This is a genomic window from Pseudomonas purpurea, from assembly GCF_039908635.1.
GTDB lineage: Bacteria > Pseudomonadota > Gammaproteobacteria > Pseudomonadales > Pseudomonadaceae > Aquipseudomonas > Aquipseudomonas purpurea.
Genome location: NZ_CP150918.1, coordinates 4,017,350 through 4,035,927 on the forward strand (window position 1 = coordinate 4,017,350; position 18,578 = coordinate 4,035,927).

10 protein-coding genes and 3 pseudogenes are annotated in these 18,578 nt (G+C 60.3%); 5 read left to right on the forward strand and 8 right to left on the reverse strand.

Going from position 1 to position 18,578, the window contains the following annotated elements:
• Positions 1 to 102 precede the first annotated feature (102 nt).
• The 7 genes and pseudogenes from cmk to mtnA all read right to left on the reverse strand — a co-directional run bounded on the left by cmk (position 103) and on the right by mtnA (position 10,748).
• Positions 103 to 793: pseudogene (gene cmk, locus AABM54_RS17985) on the reverse strand ((d)CMP kinase).
• A complete protein-coding gene (locus AABM54_RS17990) occupies positions 790 to 2,997 on the reverse strand; it encodes a bifunctional prephenate dehydrogenase/3-phosphoshikimate 1-carboxyvinyltransferase (protein WP_347906246.1) in 2,208 nt (735 codons plus the stop codon). The pseudogene cmk and the gene AABM54_RS17990 overlap by 4 nt, the downstream one beginning before the upstream one ends.
• 28 nt (positions 2,998 to 3,025) lie before the next feature.
• Positions 3,026 to 4,138: a histidinol-phosphate transaminase gene (gene hisC, locus AABM54_RS17995; protein ID WP_347901368.1), complete on the reverse strand. Its 1,113-nt coding sequence runs from the start codon at positions 4,136 to 4,138 to the stop codon at positions 3,026 to 3,028.
• An 11-nt stretch (positions 4,139 to 4,149) separates the two neighbouring features.
• Positions 4,150 to 5,244 carry a prephenate dehydratase gene (pheA, locus tag AABM54_RS18000; protein ID WP_347901369.1) on the reverse strand — a complete coding sequence of 365 codons (1,095 nt, stop codon included), beginning with the start codon at positions 5,242 to 5,244 and terminating at the stop codon, positions 4,150 to 4,152.
• Positions 5,244 to 6,329: a 3-phosphoserine/phosphohydroxythreonine transaminase gene (serC, locus tag AABM54_RS18005; RefSeq protein WP_347901370.1), complete on the reverse strand. Its 1,086-nt coding sequence runs from the start codon at positions 6,327 to 6,329 to the stop codon at positions 5,244 to 5,246. Before serC ends, pheA begins: the two co-directional genes overlap by 1 nt.
• A gap of 251 nt (positions 6,330 to 6,580) precedes the next feature.
• A pseudogene (gene gyrA / locus AABM54_RS18010) lies at positions 6,581 to 9,236 on the reverse strand (DNA gyrase subunit A).
• 435 nt (positions 9,237 to 9,671) lie between these two features.
• Positions 9,672 to 10,748, reverse strand: coding sequence for an S-methyl-5-thioribose-1-phosphate isomerase (gene mtnA, locus AABM54_RS18015; protein ID WP_347901371.1), 1,077 nt, complete (start codon positions 10,746 to 10,748; stop codon positions 9,672 to 9,674).
• A gap of 108 nt (positions 10,749 to 10,856) precedes the next feature.
• Here mtnA and AABM54_RS18020 point away from each other — a divergent pair, with 108 nt between their 5' ends.
• From AABM54_RS18020 to AABM54_RS18040, 5 genes are all read left to right on the forward strand, one after another.
• Positions 10,857 to 12,188 carry a TRZ/ATZ family hydrolase gene (locus AABM54_RS18020; protein ID WP_347901372.1) on the forward strand — a complete coding sequence of 444 codons (1,332 nt, stop codon included), beginning with the start codon at positions 10,857 to 10,859 and terminating at the stop codon, positions 12,186 to 12,188.
• 74 nt (positions 12,189 to 12,262) lie between these two features.
• Entirely contained in the window at positions 12,263 to 12,961 is a 699-nt protein-coding gene (gene ubiG / locus AABM54_RS18025) for a bifunctional 2-polyprenyl-6-hydroxyphenol methylase/3-demethylubiquinol 3-O-methyltransferase UbiG (RefSeq protein ID WP_347901373.1), read from the forward strand.
• Between the two features lie 4 nt (positions 12,962 to 12,965).
• Positions 12,966 to 13,637, forward strand: a complete 672-nt coding sequence (mupP, locus tag AABM54_RS18030; protein ID WP_347901374.1) for an N-acetylmuramic acid 6-phosphate phosphatase MupP — start codon at positions 12,966 to 12,968, stop codon at positions 13,635 to 13,637.
• A gap of 190 nt (positions 13,638 to 13,827) precedes the next feature.
• Positions 13,828 to 14,568, forward strand: a complete 741-nt coding sequence (locus AABM54_RS18035) for a YciK family oxidoreductase (RefSeq protein ID WP_347901375.1) — start codon at positions 13,828 to 13,830, stop codon at positions 14,566 to 14,568.
• 371 nt (positions 14,569 to 14,939) lie between these two features.
• Complete coding sequence (locus tag AABM54_RS18040; RefSeq protein WP_347901376.1) at positions 14,940 to 15,866, forward strand: GGDEF domain-containing protein; 927 nt, start codon at positions 14,940 to 14,942, stop codon at positions 15,864 to 15,866.
• Positions 15,867 to 15,912: 46 nt separating this feature from the next.
• On the opposite strand, the pseudogene AABM54_RS18045 reads toward AABM54_RS18040, so the two are convergent.
• A pseudogene (locus AABM54_RS18045) lies at positions 15,913 to 18,373 on the reverse strand (EAL domain-containing protein).
• Between the last annotated feature and the right edge of the window lie 205 nt (positions 18,374 to 18,578).

Below are 18,578 nucleotides of genomic sequence, written 5' to 3' on the forward strand. Positions count from 1 at the left end.
GGCGAAGAAAACGCCCATCTGCCACACCCCAGACGGTGTGGGTTACGTTTATATAAAAGAACGACCGCAGGACTATGACTGGTCCCCTGCAGTATTTCTTGGTCACCCGGCGATATCGCGAATGGCGATCTCGCTCATGATGCGTTCCAGCACCTGATCGATGGACAACTCCGTGGAATCCAGCTGTATGGCGTCAACCGCAGGCTTGAGCGGGGCTACCGCTCGCTGGGTGTCACGCTCATCGCGTACACGGATCTCATCTAGCAGACTCGACAGACTAACACCCTCGACTTTGCCCTTCAACTGCAAATAACGACGGCGCGCCCGCTCCTCGGCACTGGCGGTCAGAAAAATCTTCAACGGTGCATCGGGAAACACCACTGTACCCATGTCGCGACCATCGGCCACCAGCCCCGGCGCTTCCTGAAAAGCCCGCTGGCGCTGAAGCAGCGCCTCTCGGACAGCGGGCAGCGCAGCAACCTGGGAAGCTCCGGCCCCGGCACTTTCGGTGCGGATGTCATCGCTGACCTCGTCCCCCTCCAGAATGATTCGCTGTAACTGGCCGTCCGTCGCCGCAATGAATTGCACATCCAGATGAGCGGCAAGTTTCTTCAGCAATTCTTCATTGGTCAGATCAACACCATGATTGCGCGCCGCAAACGCCAGCAAACGGTACAGCGCACCGGAGTCCAGCAGGTTCCAGTTCAGACGCTTGGCAAGCATCCCGGCGATGGTGCCCTTACCTGAACCGCTAGGGCCCATCGATGGTGATGACAGGTGCAATGTTGTTCACGACTGAGCCTCTTGAGCAACTCGGATACCGACTTGCGCGCACAACGCGAGAAAGTTCGGGAAAGACGTCGCAACGTTGGCGCAGTCATGAATGCGAATCGGCGCACTGGCGCGCAGTGACGCAACGCTGAACGCCATCGCGATACGGTGATCACCGTGACCATGGACTTCACCGCCGCCGATCTGGCCGCCGTCGATGATGATGCCATCCGGGGTCGGCTCACACTTGACGCCCAACGCCAGCAAACCATCGGCCATCACCTGGATACGATCCGACTCCTTGACCCGCAACTCTTCGGCGCCACGCAGAATGGTCCGCCCTTCAGCGCAGGCAGCCGCCACGAACAGTACCGGGAATTCGTCGATTGCCAGCGGAACCAGCGCTTCCGGGATCTCGATACCTTTAAGCTTAGCCGCTCGCACGCGCAAATCAGCCACCGGCTCGCCGCCGACTTCACGCTGGTTTTCCAGGGTGATGTCAGCGCCCATCAGACGCAGAATATCGATGACACCGGTACGGGTCGGGTTGATACCGACATGTTCAAGCACCAACTCCGAACCCTCGGCAATCGATGCCGCCACCAGGAAGAACGCCGACGAAGAAATATCGCCCGGCACTTCGATGTGGGTGGCGCTGAGCTTGTGGCCAGACTCGACCGATGCTGTTGCGCCATCAACGGTTACCGGGTAACCGAAACCGCGCAGCATGCGCTCGGTATGGTCACGGGTCGGCGCCGGCTCGGTGACGGTGGTTTTGCCATCAGCGTACAGCCCCGCCAGCAGCAGGCAGGACTTAACCTGAGCACTGGCCATTGGCATGGTGTAAGTCAAACCCTTGAGTGTGTTGCCACCACGAATGGTCATCGGCGGACGACCTTCAGCAGCGGTCTCGATCACCGCCCCCATTTCGCGCAGCGGGTTGGCCACACGATTCATCGGACGCTTGGACAACGATGCATCGCCGGTCAGTGTGCTGTCGAAGCTCTGCGCAGCCAGAAGGCCAGACAGCAGACGCATCGACGTACCCGAGTTGCCCAGATAGATCGGGCCAGGCGCAGGTTTAAGGCCATGCAGGCCAACACCGTGGATGGTCACGCGACCATGGTGCGGACCTTCGATCACCACGCCCATGTCGCGGAATGCCTGCAAGGTCGCCAGGGCGTCTTCGCCCTCCAGGAAGCCTTCGACTTCGGTGACGCCTTCAGCGAGAGAACCGAGCATGATCGAACGGTGGGAAATCGACTTGTCACCCGGTACACGAATCCGCCCACTCAGGCGGCCACCAGGATTTGCCAGGAAAATCAGATCGTTGGAGTTCATAGCGTCCACATAGGCCCGACGGGCCAGGATTTTACTGAAATGCTCGCGGGCAACCCGGGCGCGAGTGAACACGCCCAACAGTTGGTGCCCATCCCCTGCATCGACCGCGTCGCGCAAGGCGTCGAGGTCGCTGCGAAATGTATCGAGTGTGCGCAGGACAGCGTCGCGGTTGGCGAGAAAGATGTCGTGCCACATGACCGGGTCGCTACCGGCGATTCTTGTGAAATCGCGGAAACCGCCCGCAGCGTAACGGAAGATATCAAGGTTTTCATTGCGTTTGGCCAACGAATCAACCAAACCGAACGCCAGCAAGTGCGGCAAGTGGCTGGTGGCCGCCAGCACTTCATCATGACGCTCGACCTGCATATGCTCGACATCGGCACCCAGCTCGCGCCAGAGCCGGTCGACCACCGCCAGCGCGGCAGGATCGGTTTGCTCAAGTGGCGTCAGGATCACCTTGTGCCGACGGAACAGTTGGGCATTGGAAGCCTCTACCCCACTCTGCTCGGAACCCGCGATCGGGTGCCCCGGCACAAAGCGCGCCGGCATACCACCAAAGGCGTCGGTCGCGGCGCGCACAACATTGCCTTTCGCGCTGCCGACATCGGTCAGAATCGCAGAACCCAGCTCCATGCCCGCCAACAGCGCCAGGAGTTTTTCCATGGCCAGGATCGGTACGGCCAACTGAATGACATCCGCACCAAGGCACGCGCGGGCGAGGTCGTCTTCACAGCGATCCACAACGCCCAGCTCTACCGCGAGCTTGCGCGATTGAGGATCGAGATCGACACCCACCACCTCACGGCACAGCCCGCTCTCGCGCAGCCCCTTGGCAAACGAACCGCCGATCAGCCCCAGACCCACCACCACCAGGCGATCAATCATAGGCACGACAGGTTGCACGGCAATGACATCAACCACGAGCCAGAACCTTGGTCAGCGCCTCAAGGAAGCGGCTGTTTTCAGCCGGCAGGCCCACAGTGACGCGCAGATGATTCGGCATGCCGTAGTTGGCCACCGGACGCACGATCACGCCCTCACGGAGCAAGCCCTGGAAAACCGGCGCAGCCACTTGCCCCAGGTCCACGCAAATGAAGTTGCCTTTGGACTCGATCCAGCTCAGCCCCAACTCACGCAAACCCGCTTCCAACTGCTGCATGCCCGACTCGTTCAGCCGACGACTTTGCGCCAGGTACTCTTCATCCTTCAGCGCCGCGCAAGCCGCCGCAAGGGCCAGGCTGTTGACGTTGAATGGCTGGCGCACGCGGTTCAGCACATCGGCCACCACCGCCGTGGACAAGCCGTAACCAACGCGTAGCGCCGCCAGGCCATAGGCCTTGGAGAAGGTCCGGGAAACCAGCAGGTTCGGATAGGCCGCGAGGAAATCCAGACCATCCGGAAGATCACTGCCTTCGGCGTACTCGATGTAAGCCTCGTCCAGTACCACCAGCACGCGCTCAGGCACGTCCTGCAGGAATTCATCCAGCGCTTCGGCGCTGAACCAGGTCCCGGTCGGGTTGTTCGGGTTGGCGATGAAGACCACGCGGGTGTTGCCGTCGATAGCCTCCAGCATGGCCGGCAGGTCATGACCCCAGTTTTTGGCTGGAATCACTCGCGCCTCGGCGCCGACCGCCTGAGTGACAATCGGATACACCGCGAAAGCGTGCTCGCTGAACACCGCATTCAGGCCCGGCGCCAGATAGGCCCGCGCCACCAGCTCAAGAATGTCGTTGGAACCATTGCCCAGCGTCACTTGATTGAGCTCGACCCGGCATTGTTCTGCCAGCAGGGTTTTCAATGCAAAACCGTTGCCGTCCGGATAACGGGTCAGCTCGGCCAACTCTTCGCGAATCGCCGCCAGCGCCTTGGGACTGGCGCCCAGCGGATTTTCGTTGCTCGCCAACTTGACGATTTTTGCCGGATCAAGATCCAGCTCGCGAGCCAGTTCGTCCACGGGCTTGCCCGGAACGTAAGGCGAAAGTTGTTGCACGCCTGGCTGCGCCAGAGCGAGGAAGTCGCCACTCATTGTTAACGCCCTTACAGAACTGCTTTGGGGTAGGAACCCAACACTTTAAGTGCCACTGCTTCCTGACTGATCTTTTCCAGCACGCCCTTGACCAGCGGATCGCGATGATGGCCGACGAAATCGATGAAGAACACGTAGGTCCATTTACCGCTGCGCGACGGACGGGTTTCAATCCGCGTCAGATCGATACCGTTGTCATGGAACGGCACCAGCAATTCATGGAGCGCGCCAGGCTTGTTGCTCATAGAAACGATGATCGAGGTCTTGTCGTCGCCGGTCGGCGGCACTTCCTGGCTGCCAATCATCAGGAACCGCGTGGAGTTATCCGGACGGTCCTCGATTTTTTCGGCCAGACGGGTCAACCCGTACAAACTTGCCGCCATGTCGCCGGCAATCGCCGCCGAATTCCACTCACCCTTGACCCGCTTCGCGGCCTCGGCATTGCTCGACACCGCCACGCGCTCGACGTTCGGGTAATGAGCATCCAGCCACTTGCGGCACTGAGCCAGGGACTGCGCGTGGGAGTAGATGCGGCTGATGCTGTCGGTCTTGGTGTTTTCACCGACCAGCAAGTGGTGGTGAATCCGCAACTCGACTTCGCCACAAATGACCATGTCATGCTCAAGGAAGCTGTCGAGGGTGTGGTTGACCGCGCCTTCAGTGGAATTTTCCACCGGGACCACGCCAAAGTTCACCGCACCCGCCGCCACTTCACGGAACACTTCGTCGATCGCCGCCATCGGCTTGCTGATCACCGCGTGACCGAAGTGCTTCATCGCCGCCGCTTGGGTGAAGGTCCCCTCGGGGCCGAGATAAGCCACTTTCAGCGGCTGCTCGAGTGCCAGGCACGAGGACATGATTTCGCGGAACAACCGCGCCATCTCTTCGTTGCCCAGCGGCCCCTGGTTACGTTCCATCACACGCTTGAGCACCTGAGCTTCACGCTCAGGGCGATAGAACACCGGCACTTCGCCTTCGGCCAGCGAGGCCATCTTTACTCGCGCGACTTCCTGGGCGCAGCGCGCACGCTCACTGATCAGCTCCAGGACTTTTTCGTCCAGGCTATCAATGCGCAGGCGCAGTGCCTTGAGTTCTTGCTCAGACATTAACCGTGTTCCTTCTCGAACTCTGCCATGTACGCCACCAACGCATTGACGGCGTGGATGTCGACGGCGTTGTAGATAGAGGCACGCATGCCGCCTACCGAACGGTGACCCTTGAGGTTCAGCAGGCCGCGTGCGTCAGCACCCGCCAGGAACGGCTTGTCGAGACGGTCGTCAGCCAGACGGAACGGCACGTTCATCCACGAGCGGTCAGCCTTGTTGATCGGGTTGCTGTACAAGCCGCTGGCGTCGATGAAGTCGTACAACGTGCGCTGCTTGACTTCATTGAGCTTGCCAATGGCTTCAACACCACCCTGCTCTTTCAGCCATTCGAACACAAGACCGGACAAGTACCAGGCCAGCGTCGGCGGGGTGTTGTACATCGAGCCGTTGTCGGCTGCGACCTTGTAATCGAGCATGGTCGGGCAGAACGAACGGGCGCGCCCCAGCAAGTCTTCACGGATGATGTTGACGACGATGCCGCTCGGGCCGATGTTTTTCTGCGCGCCGGCGTAGATCATGCCGAAACGCGAGACATCCATCGGACGCGAAAGAATGTCCGAAGACATGTCGGCGACCAGCGGTACATCACCGGTTTCCGGAATCCAGCTGAACTCCAGGCCACCGATGGTTTCGTTCGGCGCGTAGTGCACGTAGGCCGCATCTCGCGACAATTCCCACTCGTTCTGACCGGGAATGGCGAAATAGTCGTAAGGCTTGGCAGTAGCGGCAACGTTGATGTGACCGTAGCGCGAAGCTTCTTCAATGGCTTTCTGCGACCAGATACCGGTGTCGATATAGTCGGCTGTTGCGTTTTCCGGCAACAGGTTCAGCGGGATCTGAGCAAACTGCTGGCTCGCGCCGCCTTGCAGAAACAGCACTTTGTAGTTCGAGGGGATATTGAGCAGATCGCGCAGATCCTGCTCGGCCTTGGTGGCAATGGACACGAACTCATCGCTGCGATGGCTCATTTCCATGACGGACAGGCCTTTGCCGTGCCAGTCGAGAAGTTCACCCTGGGCGCGCTGCAGAACAGCTTCGGGAAGCGCCGCGGGACCGGCACAGAAGTTATAGGCTCTCTTGCTCACATCCAATCTCGCTCTGATTTGGTGGTATCACGTAATAAATCACGATATCAGTCGACACAGATCCCCTGCCGAAGCAGAAAACCTGTGGGAGCGAGCCTGCTCGCGAATGCGTCACCACGATTTTTCAGAGGTACCGCAGCGCCTGCATCGCGAGCAGGCTCGCTCCCACAAGAGATCTCCGCCGATATCGAATTTTTCGTTCGGACAAACAACAAGGGGGCGAATCTTCATCCGCCCCCTTATTTGTCCGCTTATTCCTTCGGCTCTTCGTCGGCAGTTGCGTCGAGTTGCTGATCTTCGACAGCGTCGTCGATCACGACTTCGCCTTCAAGCTCAACACCCTCTTCACCTTCCAGCTCTTCGCCTTCGACTTCCGACGGCTCCTGAACCCGCTCCAGACCGACCAGCGTTTCATCACTGGCCAGCTTGATCAGCGTCACGCCCTGGGTGTTACGACCCAGGCTGGACACTTCATCAACACGAGTACGCACCAGGGTGCCCTGGTCGGAAATCAGCATGATTTCCTCACCGTCGAGCACCTGGACTGCGCCGACCAGACGGCCGTTACGCTCGTTGCTGACCATGGCGATAACGCCCTGACCGCCACGCTTGTACTCAGGGAACTCGGTGATAGCCGTACGTTTGCCGAAACCACGCGCCGAAGCGGTGAGGATCTGGCTGCCTTCTTCCGGGATCAGCATGGAAATCAGCTTCTGGCCTTCCGGCAGACGCATGCCGCGGACACCGCGAGCGGTACGGCCCATGGCACGTACGTCGGACTCTTTGAAGCGCGTCACCTTGCCGCCATCGGAGAACAGCATGACTTCACGCTCGCCATCGGTAATGGCAGCCGAGATCAGTACGTCGCCTTCGTCCAGCTCCAGCGCGATCAAGCCGACGCTGCGCTGACGACTGAAGGATTCCAGCGGGGTCTTCTTCACGGTGCCGTTGGCGGTGGCCATGAAGATGAAGTGACCTTCGGTGTATTCCTCGACCGGCAGCATGGTGGTGATGTATTCACCATCGTCCAGCGGCAGCAGGTTAACCAGCGGACGACCACGGGCAGCGCGGGACGCTTCAGGGATTTCGTAGGTTTTCAGCCAGTAGACCTTGCCCTTGCTGGAGAACAGCAACAGCGTGGTGTGGCTGTTGGCAACCAGCAGGTGAGCGATGTAGTCCTCATCCTTGACGCCGGTAGCCGATTTACCTTTACCACCACGACGCTGGGCCTGGTACGCAGCCAATGGCTGGGTCTTGGCATAGCCACCGTGGGAAATGGTCACGACGCGCTCTTCTTCCGGGATCATGTCACCCAGGGTCAGGTCCAGACGCGCATCAAGAATCTCAGTGCGGCGCACATCGCCATACTCGGCGCGGATCACTTCCAGCTCTTCGCGGATCACTTCCATCAGGCGCACAGCGCTGTTGAGGATGCGGATCAGCTCGCCGATCTGGTTGAGGATCTCTTGATACTCGGCCAGCAGTTTTTCGTGCTCCAGGGCCGGTCAGACGGTGCAGACGCAGCTCCAGAATGGCTTGCGCCTGTTCTGGCGACAGGAAGTACTTGCCTTCGCGCAGACCGTATTGCGGGTCCAGGGTCTCTGGACGGCAAGAGTCGGCACCGGCACGTTCGACCATCGCGACCACCGCGGAGGATTCCCACGCAGTGCTGATCAGCGCTTCCTTGGCTTCCGACGGGGTTGGCGAAGCCTTGATCAGCGCGATGACCGGGTCGATGTTCGACAGGGCAACGGCCTGACCTTCGAGGATGTGGCCACGCTCGCGGGCTTTACGCAGCTCGAATACGGTACGACGGGTAACGACTTCGCGGCGGTGACGCACGAAGGCTTCCAGCAGGTCCTTGAGGTTCAGGATTCGCGGACGGCCGTCGATCAGCGCAACGATGTTGATACCAAACACCGCTTGCAACTGAGTCTGGGCGTAGAGGTTATTGAGGATTACCTCAGGCACTTCGCCACGACGCAGCTCGATCACGACGCGCATACCGTCCTTGTCGGACTCGTCGCGCAGCTCGGTGATGCCTTCCAGCTTCTTCTCTTTGACCAGCTCGGCGATCTTCTCGATCAGACGCGCCTTGTTCAACTGGTAAGGGAGCTCGGTGATGACGATCTGCTGACGGCCACCGACCTTGTCGATGTCTTCGATCATCGAACGGGCGCGCATGTAAATGCGCCCGCGGCCGGTGCGGTAGGCTTCGATGATGCCAGCACGACCGTTGATGATCGCGGCGGTCGGGAAGTCCGGACCCGGGATGTACTGCATCAGCTCATCGACGGTCAGCTCGGGGTTGTCGATGAGTGCCAGGCAACCGTCGATGACTTCACCGAGGTTGTGCGGCGGGATGTTGGTCGCCATGCCCACGGCGATACCGCTGGAGCCGTTGACCAGCAGGTTGGGAATACGGGTCGGCATGACCGCCGGGATCATTTCGGTGCCGTCGTAGTTCGGCACCCAGTCCACGGTTTCTTTGTGCAGGTCAGCCAGCAGCTCGTGCGCCAGCTTGGTCATGCGCACTTCGGTGTATCGCATTGCCGCAGCGTTGTCGCCGTCGACCGAACCGAAGTTGCCCTGGCCGTCGACCAGCAGGTAGCGCAGCGAGAATGGCTGCGCCATACGAACGATGGTGTCGTACACCGCGGTATCACCGTGCGGGTGATACTTACCGATCACGTCACCGACAACACGGGCAGATTTCTTGTACGGCTTGTTGAAGTCGTTACCCAGCTCGCTCATCGCGAACAGCACACGCCGATGCACGGGCTTCAAGCCATCGCGCGCATCAGGCAGTGCCCGACCGACAATTACGCTCATCGCGTAGTCGAGGTAGGACTGTTTCAGCTCGTCTTCGATATTGACCGGGAGGATTTCTTTGGCCAGTTCGCCCATGAGAAGCCTGATTCCTTTTTCTGGTGAAACTTCGTCACATCCATTTGGGACGAACGAAGCTCGCCGCTACCGGCTGAGTGCCATGCAGCGACTTACGACAAATCAACGAGTTAAGCCATGGATCTGCGCAGTAAAGACAACCCCGCGGGACTGCCTCGGAAAACGCCGGATGTTATCACAAGAGCCGCCACGCACCTATCCCCCAGATGCGCATGGAGCATAGTTAGTTGACCGGTGACAGGCGCAAAGGCGACGAGAGAGGCTCTGAGGCAAATCACAGGTCCAACTCAGGCTGATTTGTTGACCTTGAGGGCCCCATCGCGAGCAAGCTCGCTCCCACAATTGACCGAGTCGGTCACAGATTTTGCGAACGACATTGATCCAATGTGGGAGCGGGCTTGCTCGCGAAGGCGATTTATCAGACGCCAGCGATCATCAATGCAGGCGCTTGCGGCACATCAACTGTGCCATTTTCGCGGCGTCCGGGCGCTCGACGATGCCTTTTTCGGTGACGATGGCGTCGATCAGGTCGGCTGGGGTCACGTCGAACACCGGGTTGAACGCCTCGACATCAGCCCCCACGCGCTTGCCGCCCACCTCCAGCAACTCACTGCCATCACGCTCTTCAATCGGGATGTCTTCGCCACTGGCCAGGTTCATGTCGATGGTCGAACTCGGCGCCACCACCATGAAGCGCACCCCGTGGTGCATGGCGTTGACCGCCAGTTGATAGGTGCCGATCTTGTTCGCCACGTCGCCGTTGGCGGTAATGCGGTCGGCGCCGACGATCACCCAGGTCACGCCCTTGGTCTTCATGATGTGCGCGGCCGCGGAGTCAGCGTTCAGCGTCACCGGGATGCCCTCGTTTGCCAGTTCCCAGGCCGTGAGCCGTGAACCTTGCAGCCAGGGACGGGTTTCGTCGGCATAAACCCGCTCGACCATACCCTCAAGGAACGCCGCACGAATCACCCCCAGCGCAGTGCCGAAGCCGCCCGTGGCCAGTGCACCCGTGTTGCAATGCGTAAGAATGGCCTGGGCATTGCCCTGATGCTTGCGAATCAGATCGACACCCAACTGAGCCATGGTCAGGTTGGCTTCGCGATCGCTTTCGTGAATGGCGATGGCCTCCGCCTCCAGCGCCACCAGAGGGTCTGCATCTTCCTTAAGGCGATCCAGGCGGTCACGCATGCGACTCAAGGCCCAGAACAGATTCACCGCCGTTGGACGGGAATCGGCCAGCAACGCGTAATCCTCTTCCCACGCGGCCTGCCAGTCACCGCCCTCGGCAATTCGGGCGCGAGCTGAAAGCACCATGCCATACGCCGCACTGATGCCGATTGCCGGAGCGCCACGCACCACCATCGAACGAATGGCCTCAGCCACACCGGCGGCGCTGGTGTACGCGATCCAGGTTTCTTCGAACGGCAAAATACGCTGGTCCAGCAAGTACAGGGCGCCATCTCGCCAATCGATGGCCTTGACCTTCTCCGCTGCCAACAGTCGATCGCGCATCCTTCACCCCGCACTCATGAACAAAAGCCGCCGATTATAGCGATCCCCCCGCGAAGACGCTCGGGTATACTTCGCCATCCTTTATAAAAGCACTGGACCGAACCCTCGATGCCGAACCCTGCCGCTGCGCTCGACCTACTCCTGCTGCCGACCTGGTTAGTACCTGTCGAACCCGCTGGCGTGGTCCTTAAAGAGCATGGCCTGGGCATTCGCGACGGTCGCATCGTCTTCATCGGTCCGCGTAGCGAGGCCCTGAAACTCAACGCCACCGAGGTCCGCGAACTGCCGGACATGCTGCTCAGCCCCGGTTTGATCAACGCCCACGGGCATGCGGCGATGACGCTGTTCCGTGGCCTGGCCGATGACTTGCCGCTGATGACCTGGCTGGAACAGCATATCTGGCCCGCCGAGGCCAAGTGGGTCGATGAAGCCTTTGTGCGTGACGGCACCGACCTGGCCATCGCCGAGCAAATCAAAGGGGGCATCACCTGCTTTTCGGACATGTACTTCTTTCCGAAAGTGGCCAGCGAGCGTGTCCACAACAGTGGCATTCGCGCCCAAATCGCCATCCCGATCCTCGATTTTCCGATTCCCGGCGCCAGTGATGCAGATGAAGCCATTCGTCAGGGCGTGGAACTGTTCAGCGACCTCAAGCACCACCCGCGGATCAAAATCACCTTCGGCCCCCATGCACCGTACACCGTCAGCGACGAAAACCTGGAGAAAATCCGGATCATCGCCGAAGAACTGGACGCGGCCATTCACATGCACGTCCACGAAACCGCCTTCGAAGTGCAGCAGTCGGTAGAACAGCGCGGCGAACGCCCGCTGGCCCGACTGGGGCGCCTGGGCTTGCTCGGGCCGCGCTTCCAGGCCGTTCACATGACCCAGATCAGCGATGAAGACCTTGCGTTGCTGGTAGAAAGCAACACCCATGTGATTCATTGCCCCGAGTCGAACCTGAAACTGGCCAGCGGTTTCTGCCCGGTAGAGCGCCTGTGGCAGGCCGGAGTCAATGTGGCAGTGGGCACCGACGGTGCGGCCAGTAACAATGACCTGGACCTGCTCGGCGAAACCCGCACTGCCGCCCTGCTGGCCAAAGCCGTCGCGGGCTCGGCCACCGCGCTGGATGCGCATCGCGCCCTGCGCATGGCCACGCTCAACGGTGCCCGCGCGCTGGGGCTGGAAGCACAAACCGGCTCACTGGAAATCGGCAAGGCTGCTGACCTGGTGGCTTTCGACCTGTCGGGCCTGGCCCAGCAACCGATCTACGACCCGGTGTCGCAGCTTATCTACGCCACAGGCCGGGACTGCGTGAAACACCTTTGGGTCGCGGGCAAACACTTGCTCGACGACCGGCGCCTGACGCGCCTGGATGAACAACAGCTGAGCGCCACCGCCAAGGCGTGGGGCCAGCGCATCAGCGGTCATGCCGAGTAAGGCCGCCGCGAACAGATACAACCTTGGGGCAAGCCTCAAGGCATCAGGATTTTTCAAGTTTAGAGGACAGACCCATGAGCAACGTCGACCACGCTGAAATCGCCAAATTCGAAGCCCTGGCCCACCGCTGGTGGGACCGCGAAAGCGAGTTCAAACCGCTGCACGACATCAACCCGCTGCGGGTCAACTGGATTGACGAGCGCGTCAACCTGGCCGGCAAGAAGGTGCTCGACGTCGGTTGTGGCGGCGGCATTCTCAGCGAAGCCATGGCCCAGCGCGGCGCAACGGTAATGGGCATCGACATGGGCGAAGCGCCGCTCGCGGTTGCCCAATTGCATCAGCTGGAATCCGGCGTCAACGTGGAATACCGCCAGATTACCTCCGAAGCTCTGGCTGAAGAGCTGCCAGAGCAGTTCGACGTGGTCACCTGCCTGGAAATGCTCGAACACGTGCCGGACCCGTCCTCGGTCATCCGCGCCTGCTTCCGCATGGTCAAACCCGGCGGCCAGGTGTTTCTCTCCACCATCAACCGCAACCCCAAGGCCTACCTGTTCGCCATTATCGGCGCCGAGTACATCATGAAGTTGCTGCCGCGCGGCACCCACGACTTCAAGAAGTTCATCCGCCCCTCCGAACTGGGTGCCTGGAGCCGCATGGCCGGCCTGACCGTCAAGGACATCATCGGCTTGACGTACAACCCGCTGACCAAGCACTACAAGCTGGGCAACGACGTTGACGTCAACTACATGATCCAGACCCTGCGCGAGAAATAAGCACATGCGTATCAGAGCAGTCCTTTTCGACATGGACGGCACCCTGCTCGACACCGCGCCGGACTTCATTGCCATCTGCCAGGCGATGCGCGCCGATCGCGGGCTGCCGCCGATGAACGACAAGCACATCCGCGACGAAATTTCCGGCGGCGCCAAGGCGATGGTCGCGGTGACCTTTTCCATGGACCCGGAATCGCCAGGTTTTGAAGAGCTGCGCCAGGAGTTTCTGGAGCGCTACCTCAAAGACTGCGCAGTCCACAGCGCACTCTTCGACGGCATGGGCGAATTGCTGGCCGACATCGAGAGCGCCAACCTGATCTGGGGCGTCGTCACCAACAAACCCCTGCGTTTTGCCGAACCGATCATGCAGCAACTGGGGCTGGCCGAGCGTTCGGCGCTGCTGATCTGCCCGGATCACGTCAAGAACAGCAAGCCGGACCCGGAGCCGCTGATACTGGCATGCAAGATGCTCGATCTGGACCCGGCCAGCGTCCTGTTTGTCGGTGATGACTTGCGCGATATCGAGTCGGGCCGCGATGCCGGTACCAAAACCGCCGCCGTGACCTATGGCTACATTCATCCGGACGACAACCCGCGGCACTGGGGCGCGGACGTTGTGGTCGATCACCCTCTGGAGCTGCGCAAGGTGCTCGATAGCGCTTTGTGCAGCTGCTGAGCCGAACCGCTTTTGTGGCGAGGGAGCTTGCTCCCGCTGGGTCGCAAAGCGGCCCCGCCGTCTATGACCACACTCTGTCAGGCACACCGCATTTGCAGGTTTCACGACTGCTTTCGCAGCCGAGCGGGAGCAAGCTCCCTCGCCACAGATGCGATGCCTGCCTACTGTTGAATTGTTGTGAGGTTTTTTTATGTTTGATTATTCCGCCCGCCCTGAAATGCTCAAGGACCGGGTCATCCTGGTCACCGGCGCTGGCCGCGGTATCGGCGCCGCCGCCGCGAAGACCTACGCCGCTCACGGTGCAACCGTGCTGCTGCTGGGCAAGACCGAAGCCAACCTGACCCAGGTTTATGACGACATCGAGGCGGCCGGCCATCCTCAGCCGGTGGTCATTCCGTTCAACCTGGAAACCGCCCTGCCGCACCAGTACGACGAACTGGCGGCGATGATCGAAACCGAATTCGGCCACCTCGACGGCCTGCTCCACAATGCCTCGATCATTGGTCCGCGCACGCCGCTGGAGCAACTCTCCGGCGAAAACTTCATGCGCGTGATGCACGTCAACGTGAACGCCATGTTCATGCTGACCAGCACCCTGCTGCCGCTGCTCAAGCTGTCCCAGGATGCCTCGGTGATCTTCACCTCCAGCAGCGTCGGCCGCAAAGGCCGTGCTTACTGGGGCGCCTACGGTGTGTCGAAGTTCGCCACCGAAGGCCTGATGCAAACCCTGGCCGACGAAGTCGACACCGTTGCCCCGGTACGCGCCAACAGCATCAACCCGGGCGCCACGCGCACCAGCATGCGCGCGCAGGCATACCCTGGGGAAAACCCGGCCAACAACCCGACACCGGAAGAAATCATGCCGGTGTACCTGTACCTGATGGGCCCGGACAGCACCGGCATCAACGGCCAGGCTTTCGACGCTCAGTAACCCCTCGCTGTAACGCTGACGCCGCGACGACTTCCTGTCGCGGCGCTCGCAGCCCGATGAAAACTCCCCCCGCGCAAGTCAAATAAATGCCGACCCGCCTGACTGTGCACCGCACACCACAACTCAACTCATTGATATGTAACGATTTTTGTCAAAATGAACTGAATGGCACGACTTTCGCTCTAAGTTTGCTCACACACGCAGTGTGGTAGCGAGCGGGCAGCTCCTGAAGCCGGGTTACTTTTGAACGGCAAAGCGGACTAAACTCCCACCAAATGTCCTACGGGACTGATGGACCAGTATGACGCGCAGCCCAAAGCCGCTCTCACCCAGCCTGTAAGACAGCCTTACTGCTTAGGGGCTCACGCCATATGAAATCGCCTACCCAGACCAACGCAATTGACTTTGATAGCGCCAAATTGCAACGCCTGGGCTTTGGTCAGCAGCCACCTCTGCTGGAACGCCCCGTCGGCCTCGCCCAACTGCGCCAGCAAATGGGCCTGCAGTTGCAGACCAGCCTTGAGCCGCAACGCATCCTGGGGCTGTTTTTTCGACAGGTTCAGCGCCTCGTGCCGCTGGACGCCTTGACCTATCAACACAAGGGCAGCGATCTGCGCCTGGAGTTCGGCCAGCGCGGCCACCACTCGGTGAGCTACAGCCTGAGCCATGAAGGCGAGTTTCTGGGCGAACTGGTATTCCGCCGCAATCAGCGGTTCAGCGAGCTGGACCAAGGCAACCTCGAGTCTCTGCTGTCCACCCTGCTTTACCCGATGCGCAATGCGCTGCTGTACCGCGTCGCCACCCAAAGTGCCCTGCGTGATCCGCTGACGGACACGGGTAACCGCATTGCCATGGACCAGACCCTGCAACGCGAAATCGAAATGGCTCGCCGGCATATGCAGCCACTGTCATTGCTGATGCTCGACATCGACCATTTCAAACGCATCAATGACAACTACGGTCACAGTGCCGGTGACCAGGTACTCAAAGCCGTTGCAGCGTCGATCAAAGGCCAGTTGCGCAACGTGGACATGGTGTTTCGGTTTGGCGGTGAAGAGTTTCTGATCCTGCTGTCCAACACCCCCCGCGAAGCAGCAGCGATGGTCGGTGAGCGGCTGCGCAACGCCGCACAAACCCAGGACTATATGGCCGACGAGACACCCATCGCGCTGACCGTCAGCCTTGGCTGCTCGACCCTGCTGCCGGGCGAATCCGCCGAAAGCCTGCTACGCCGCGCCGACAGCGCGCTGTATGTGGCCAAACGTGAAGGCCGCAACCGCCTGGCAATGGCCGGCTGACCCCGACGTGCAACGGCCTGACGGCTTCCGTCAGGCGGCAACGCCCTCAACGGAACGTACCCGGCGCCTTGAACAACACCGCCTGCGGCCTGGAGGGGCGGCACAGCAAGGTGTCACAGGTAAACAACTGCGGACGCTCGACCACATACCCCTGAGCGTAATCCACCCCGATCTCCAGCAGCGCCTGCTCGATCTGCGGTGTTTCCACAAACTCGGCGATGGTGCGTTTGCCCATCACATGACCGATATGGTTGATCACCTCGACCATCGCCCGATTGATCGGGTCGTCAAGCATGTCCTTGACGAAGCTGCCGTCGATCTTCAGAAAGTCCACAGGCAAATGTTTCAAGTACGCGAAAGACGACATCCCGGCGCAAAAGTCGTCCAGGGAAAAGTGGCAGCCCAAGCCTTTCAACTCATTGATAAACCGTATAGCGCTGCCCAAATTGGCAATCGCACTGGTCTCGGTGATTTCGAAACAGATCAATGACGGCGGCACGGAGTATTTGACGAACTCCTCACGCAGGAAGTCCAGAAACTCGTCATCGCCAATGGTGATACCCGAGAGATTGATCGCACACATGGCCATCGGGCCTTCACGCTCTTGCGCCATGCACTGGCCAATGATCTTGAAGACGTTCTCCACCACCCAACGGTCCAGCGACGTCATCAGCCCATAGCGTTCAGCTGCCGGTATAAAGCTGTCGGGCAGAATCATCCGCCCGGCCTCGTCGTGCAGGCGCAGCAGAATCTCGATATGCCCCGACTCGCGGTCCGTCGCCCCCAGCGGCGCAATTTCCTGGGCATACAGACAGAAGCGGTTCTCCTCCAGCGCCATGTGCAGGCGCTGCACCCAAGCCATTTCGCCAAAACGCAGGGACAGCTCAGAGTCGTCGGCGTGGTAGACCTGCACCCGGTTGCGGCCCTTCTCCTTGGCCATGTAGCACGCCATGTCGGCGGCTCGCAGTGACGACTCCAGGGTGGTCGGGCTCTGGGTGATATGCACCAACCCGATGCTGATGGTGGTGACAAACGGCCGGCCCTTCCAGACGAAGTGCAGGTTTTGCACGGTCTGGCGCAAGACTTCGGCTATTTTCTCCGCAGCTTCCGGCGAGCAGTTCTCCAACAGAATGCCAAATTCATCGCCCCCCAACCGCGCCAGGGTGTCACTTTCGCGCAAGCCCGATTGCAGCAGCGCGCAGATGTGGCGCAGCAATTCGTCGCCGGCCGCATGCCCACACGTATCGTTGACCAGTTTGAACTGGTCCAGGTCCAGAAACATCAAGGCATGGCGGGCGGGCTGACGCGCCAGAGCGTGCAAGGCCTGCTCCAGCCGATACTCGAACTCGCGGCGATTGGCCAACCCGGTCAGCGCATCGTGGGTCGCCTGCCAGGAAAGATTGGCAATGTATTGCCGCTCCTGGGTCATGTCATGCAACACCAGCACCGTACCGCTGACCTTGCCACTGTTGTGGATCGGCGCCCCGACCAGGGTCACCGACACGGTACTGCCATCCAGGCGCTGGATCAGTTTTGAATGCTCGCTGCCACCCCGCAGTTCGCCACTCAAAATGTGCTCGATCAGGTTGAAACCATCGTTCTGGGCATTTTCATCCAGCAAATTGAACAATGCAGACAGCGGCAGCCCACCGGCCCTGCTCGGCTTTCCAGTGGGTCAACGCCTCGGCTGCCGGGTTCATATAGGCAATCGAGCCATCGACATCGGTGGTAATGACCCCGTCGCCAATCGATTGCAGCGTGATCTGCGCCCGCTCCTTCTCAAGCTCCAGGGCATTGGCGAACTGGTGGCGCTGCTGCAACAGCTTCTGAGTGCGCCACAGCGCCAGCACGATCAGCCCAAGGGCCGTGGCGAAGTTAACGGCCAGCAAGACCCTCAGGATGAACCGGGAACCTTCGCCCAAGGCATCACTGAATGCTTTTGCGGCCGGTGTCACCGCGTCATTGATAGCCAGGATCTGTGTTTTCCAGCGCTGGATGTCGTTACTGCTGGCCTGACCGCTGGCAATGCCCCGGTGCATTTCCTGGGCAAGTTCATCCAGCTTTACCAGGTAGGCGTCGCCCACCGCCCAGAGGTCGATAGCCTGCTCCATGTAACCGACATGGCGAAAGTTCAGGTACATCCAGATGACGCTTTGCATGTCATCGGGGTGATTACCCGCCTTGTGGACCCCCGCCCGGGCGGCGTCCAGGTCCGGCGGGTCGCGGTCCAGCGCTATGCGCAGGTCGTGACTGCCCTGGGGCCCGCTGATGGCTGTCTGATATTTCAGGAAAAGCGATTCGTCGCGGTTGTCGGCATAGAGGTTGAGGTAGTAGATCGCGTCTTTCTGCCCCTTGGACCACAGGCTTTCGCCGCCCACGTAGCTGCGCACGGCCGACAGCATGTACATGCTGACGCTCCCCAGCAGTGCCTGAAAAATCACCACGGCGATGAAAGGCCAGACGATGCCCAGCAATCGCGGCGTTCCCAGCGTCCGTTTTGGCTTCATGAGGTCCCTTGAATAGGCACTGCCTGATCATCGTCCAGATCCGACCACTCCCGCAAGACTAGGAGGCGTTCCCTCTCCCCGCAAGCACGAGGACATTCTGTATCTGCGAGGCACCGGAACACCGACTGCCCCGAACTCAAGCCTCAAGACATATGTACCACCGCTGATTTCTGATGCCCGGTTAACTACAGACTCTCTTTGCCAG

Coding starts and splice junctions, on each gene's coding strand:
- ubiG (WP_347901373.1), top strand. CDS start 12,263: ATGAGCAACGTCGACCACGCTGAAATCGCCAAATTCGAAGCCCTGGCC.
- AABM54_RS18020 (WP_347901372.1), top strand. CDS start 10,857: ATGCCGAACCCTGCCGCTGCGCTCGACCTACTCCTGCTGCCGACCTGG.
- pheA (WP_347901369.1), bottom strand. CDS start 5,244: ATGTCTGAGCAAGAACTCAAGGCACTGCGCCTGCGCATTGATAGCCTG.
- AABM54_RS18035 (WP_347901375.1), top strand. CDS start 13,828: ATGTTTGATTATTCCGCCCGCCCTGAAATGCTCAAGGACCGGGTCATC.
- mtnA (WP_347901371.1), bottom strand. CDS start 10,748: ATGCGCGATCGACTGTTGGCAGCGGAGAAGGTCAAGGCCATCGATTGG.
- mupP (WP_347901374.1), top strand. CDS start 12,966: ATGCGTATCAGAGCAGTCCTTTTCGACATGGACGGCACCCTGCTCGAC.
- AABM54_RS18040 (WP_347901376.1), top strand. CDS start 14,940: ATGAAATCGCCTACCCAGACCAACGCAATTGACTTTGATAGCGCCAAA.
- hisC (WP_347901368.1), bottom strand. CDS start 4,138: ATGAGTGGCGACTTCCTCGCTCTGGCGCAGCCAGGCGTGCAACAACTT.
- AABM54_RS17990 (WP_347906246.1), bottom strand. CDS start 2,997: ATGATTGATCGCCTGGTGGTGGTGGGTCTGGGGCTGATCGGCGGTTCG.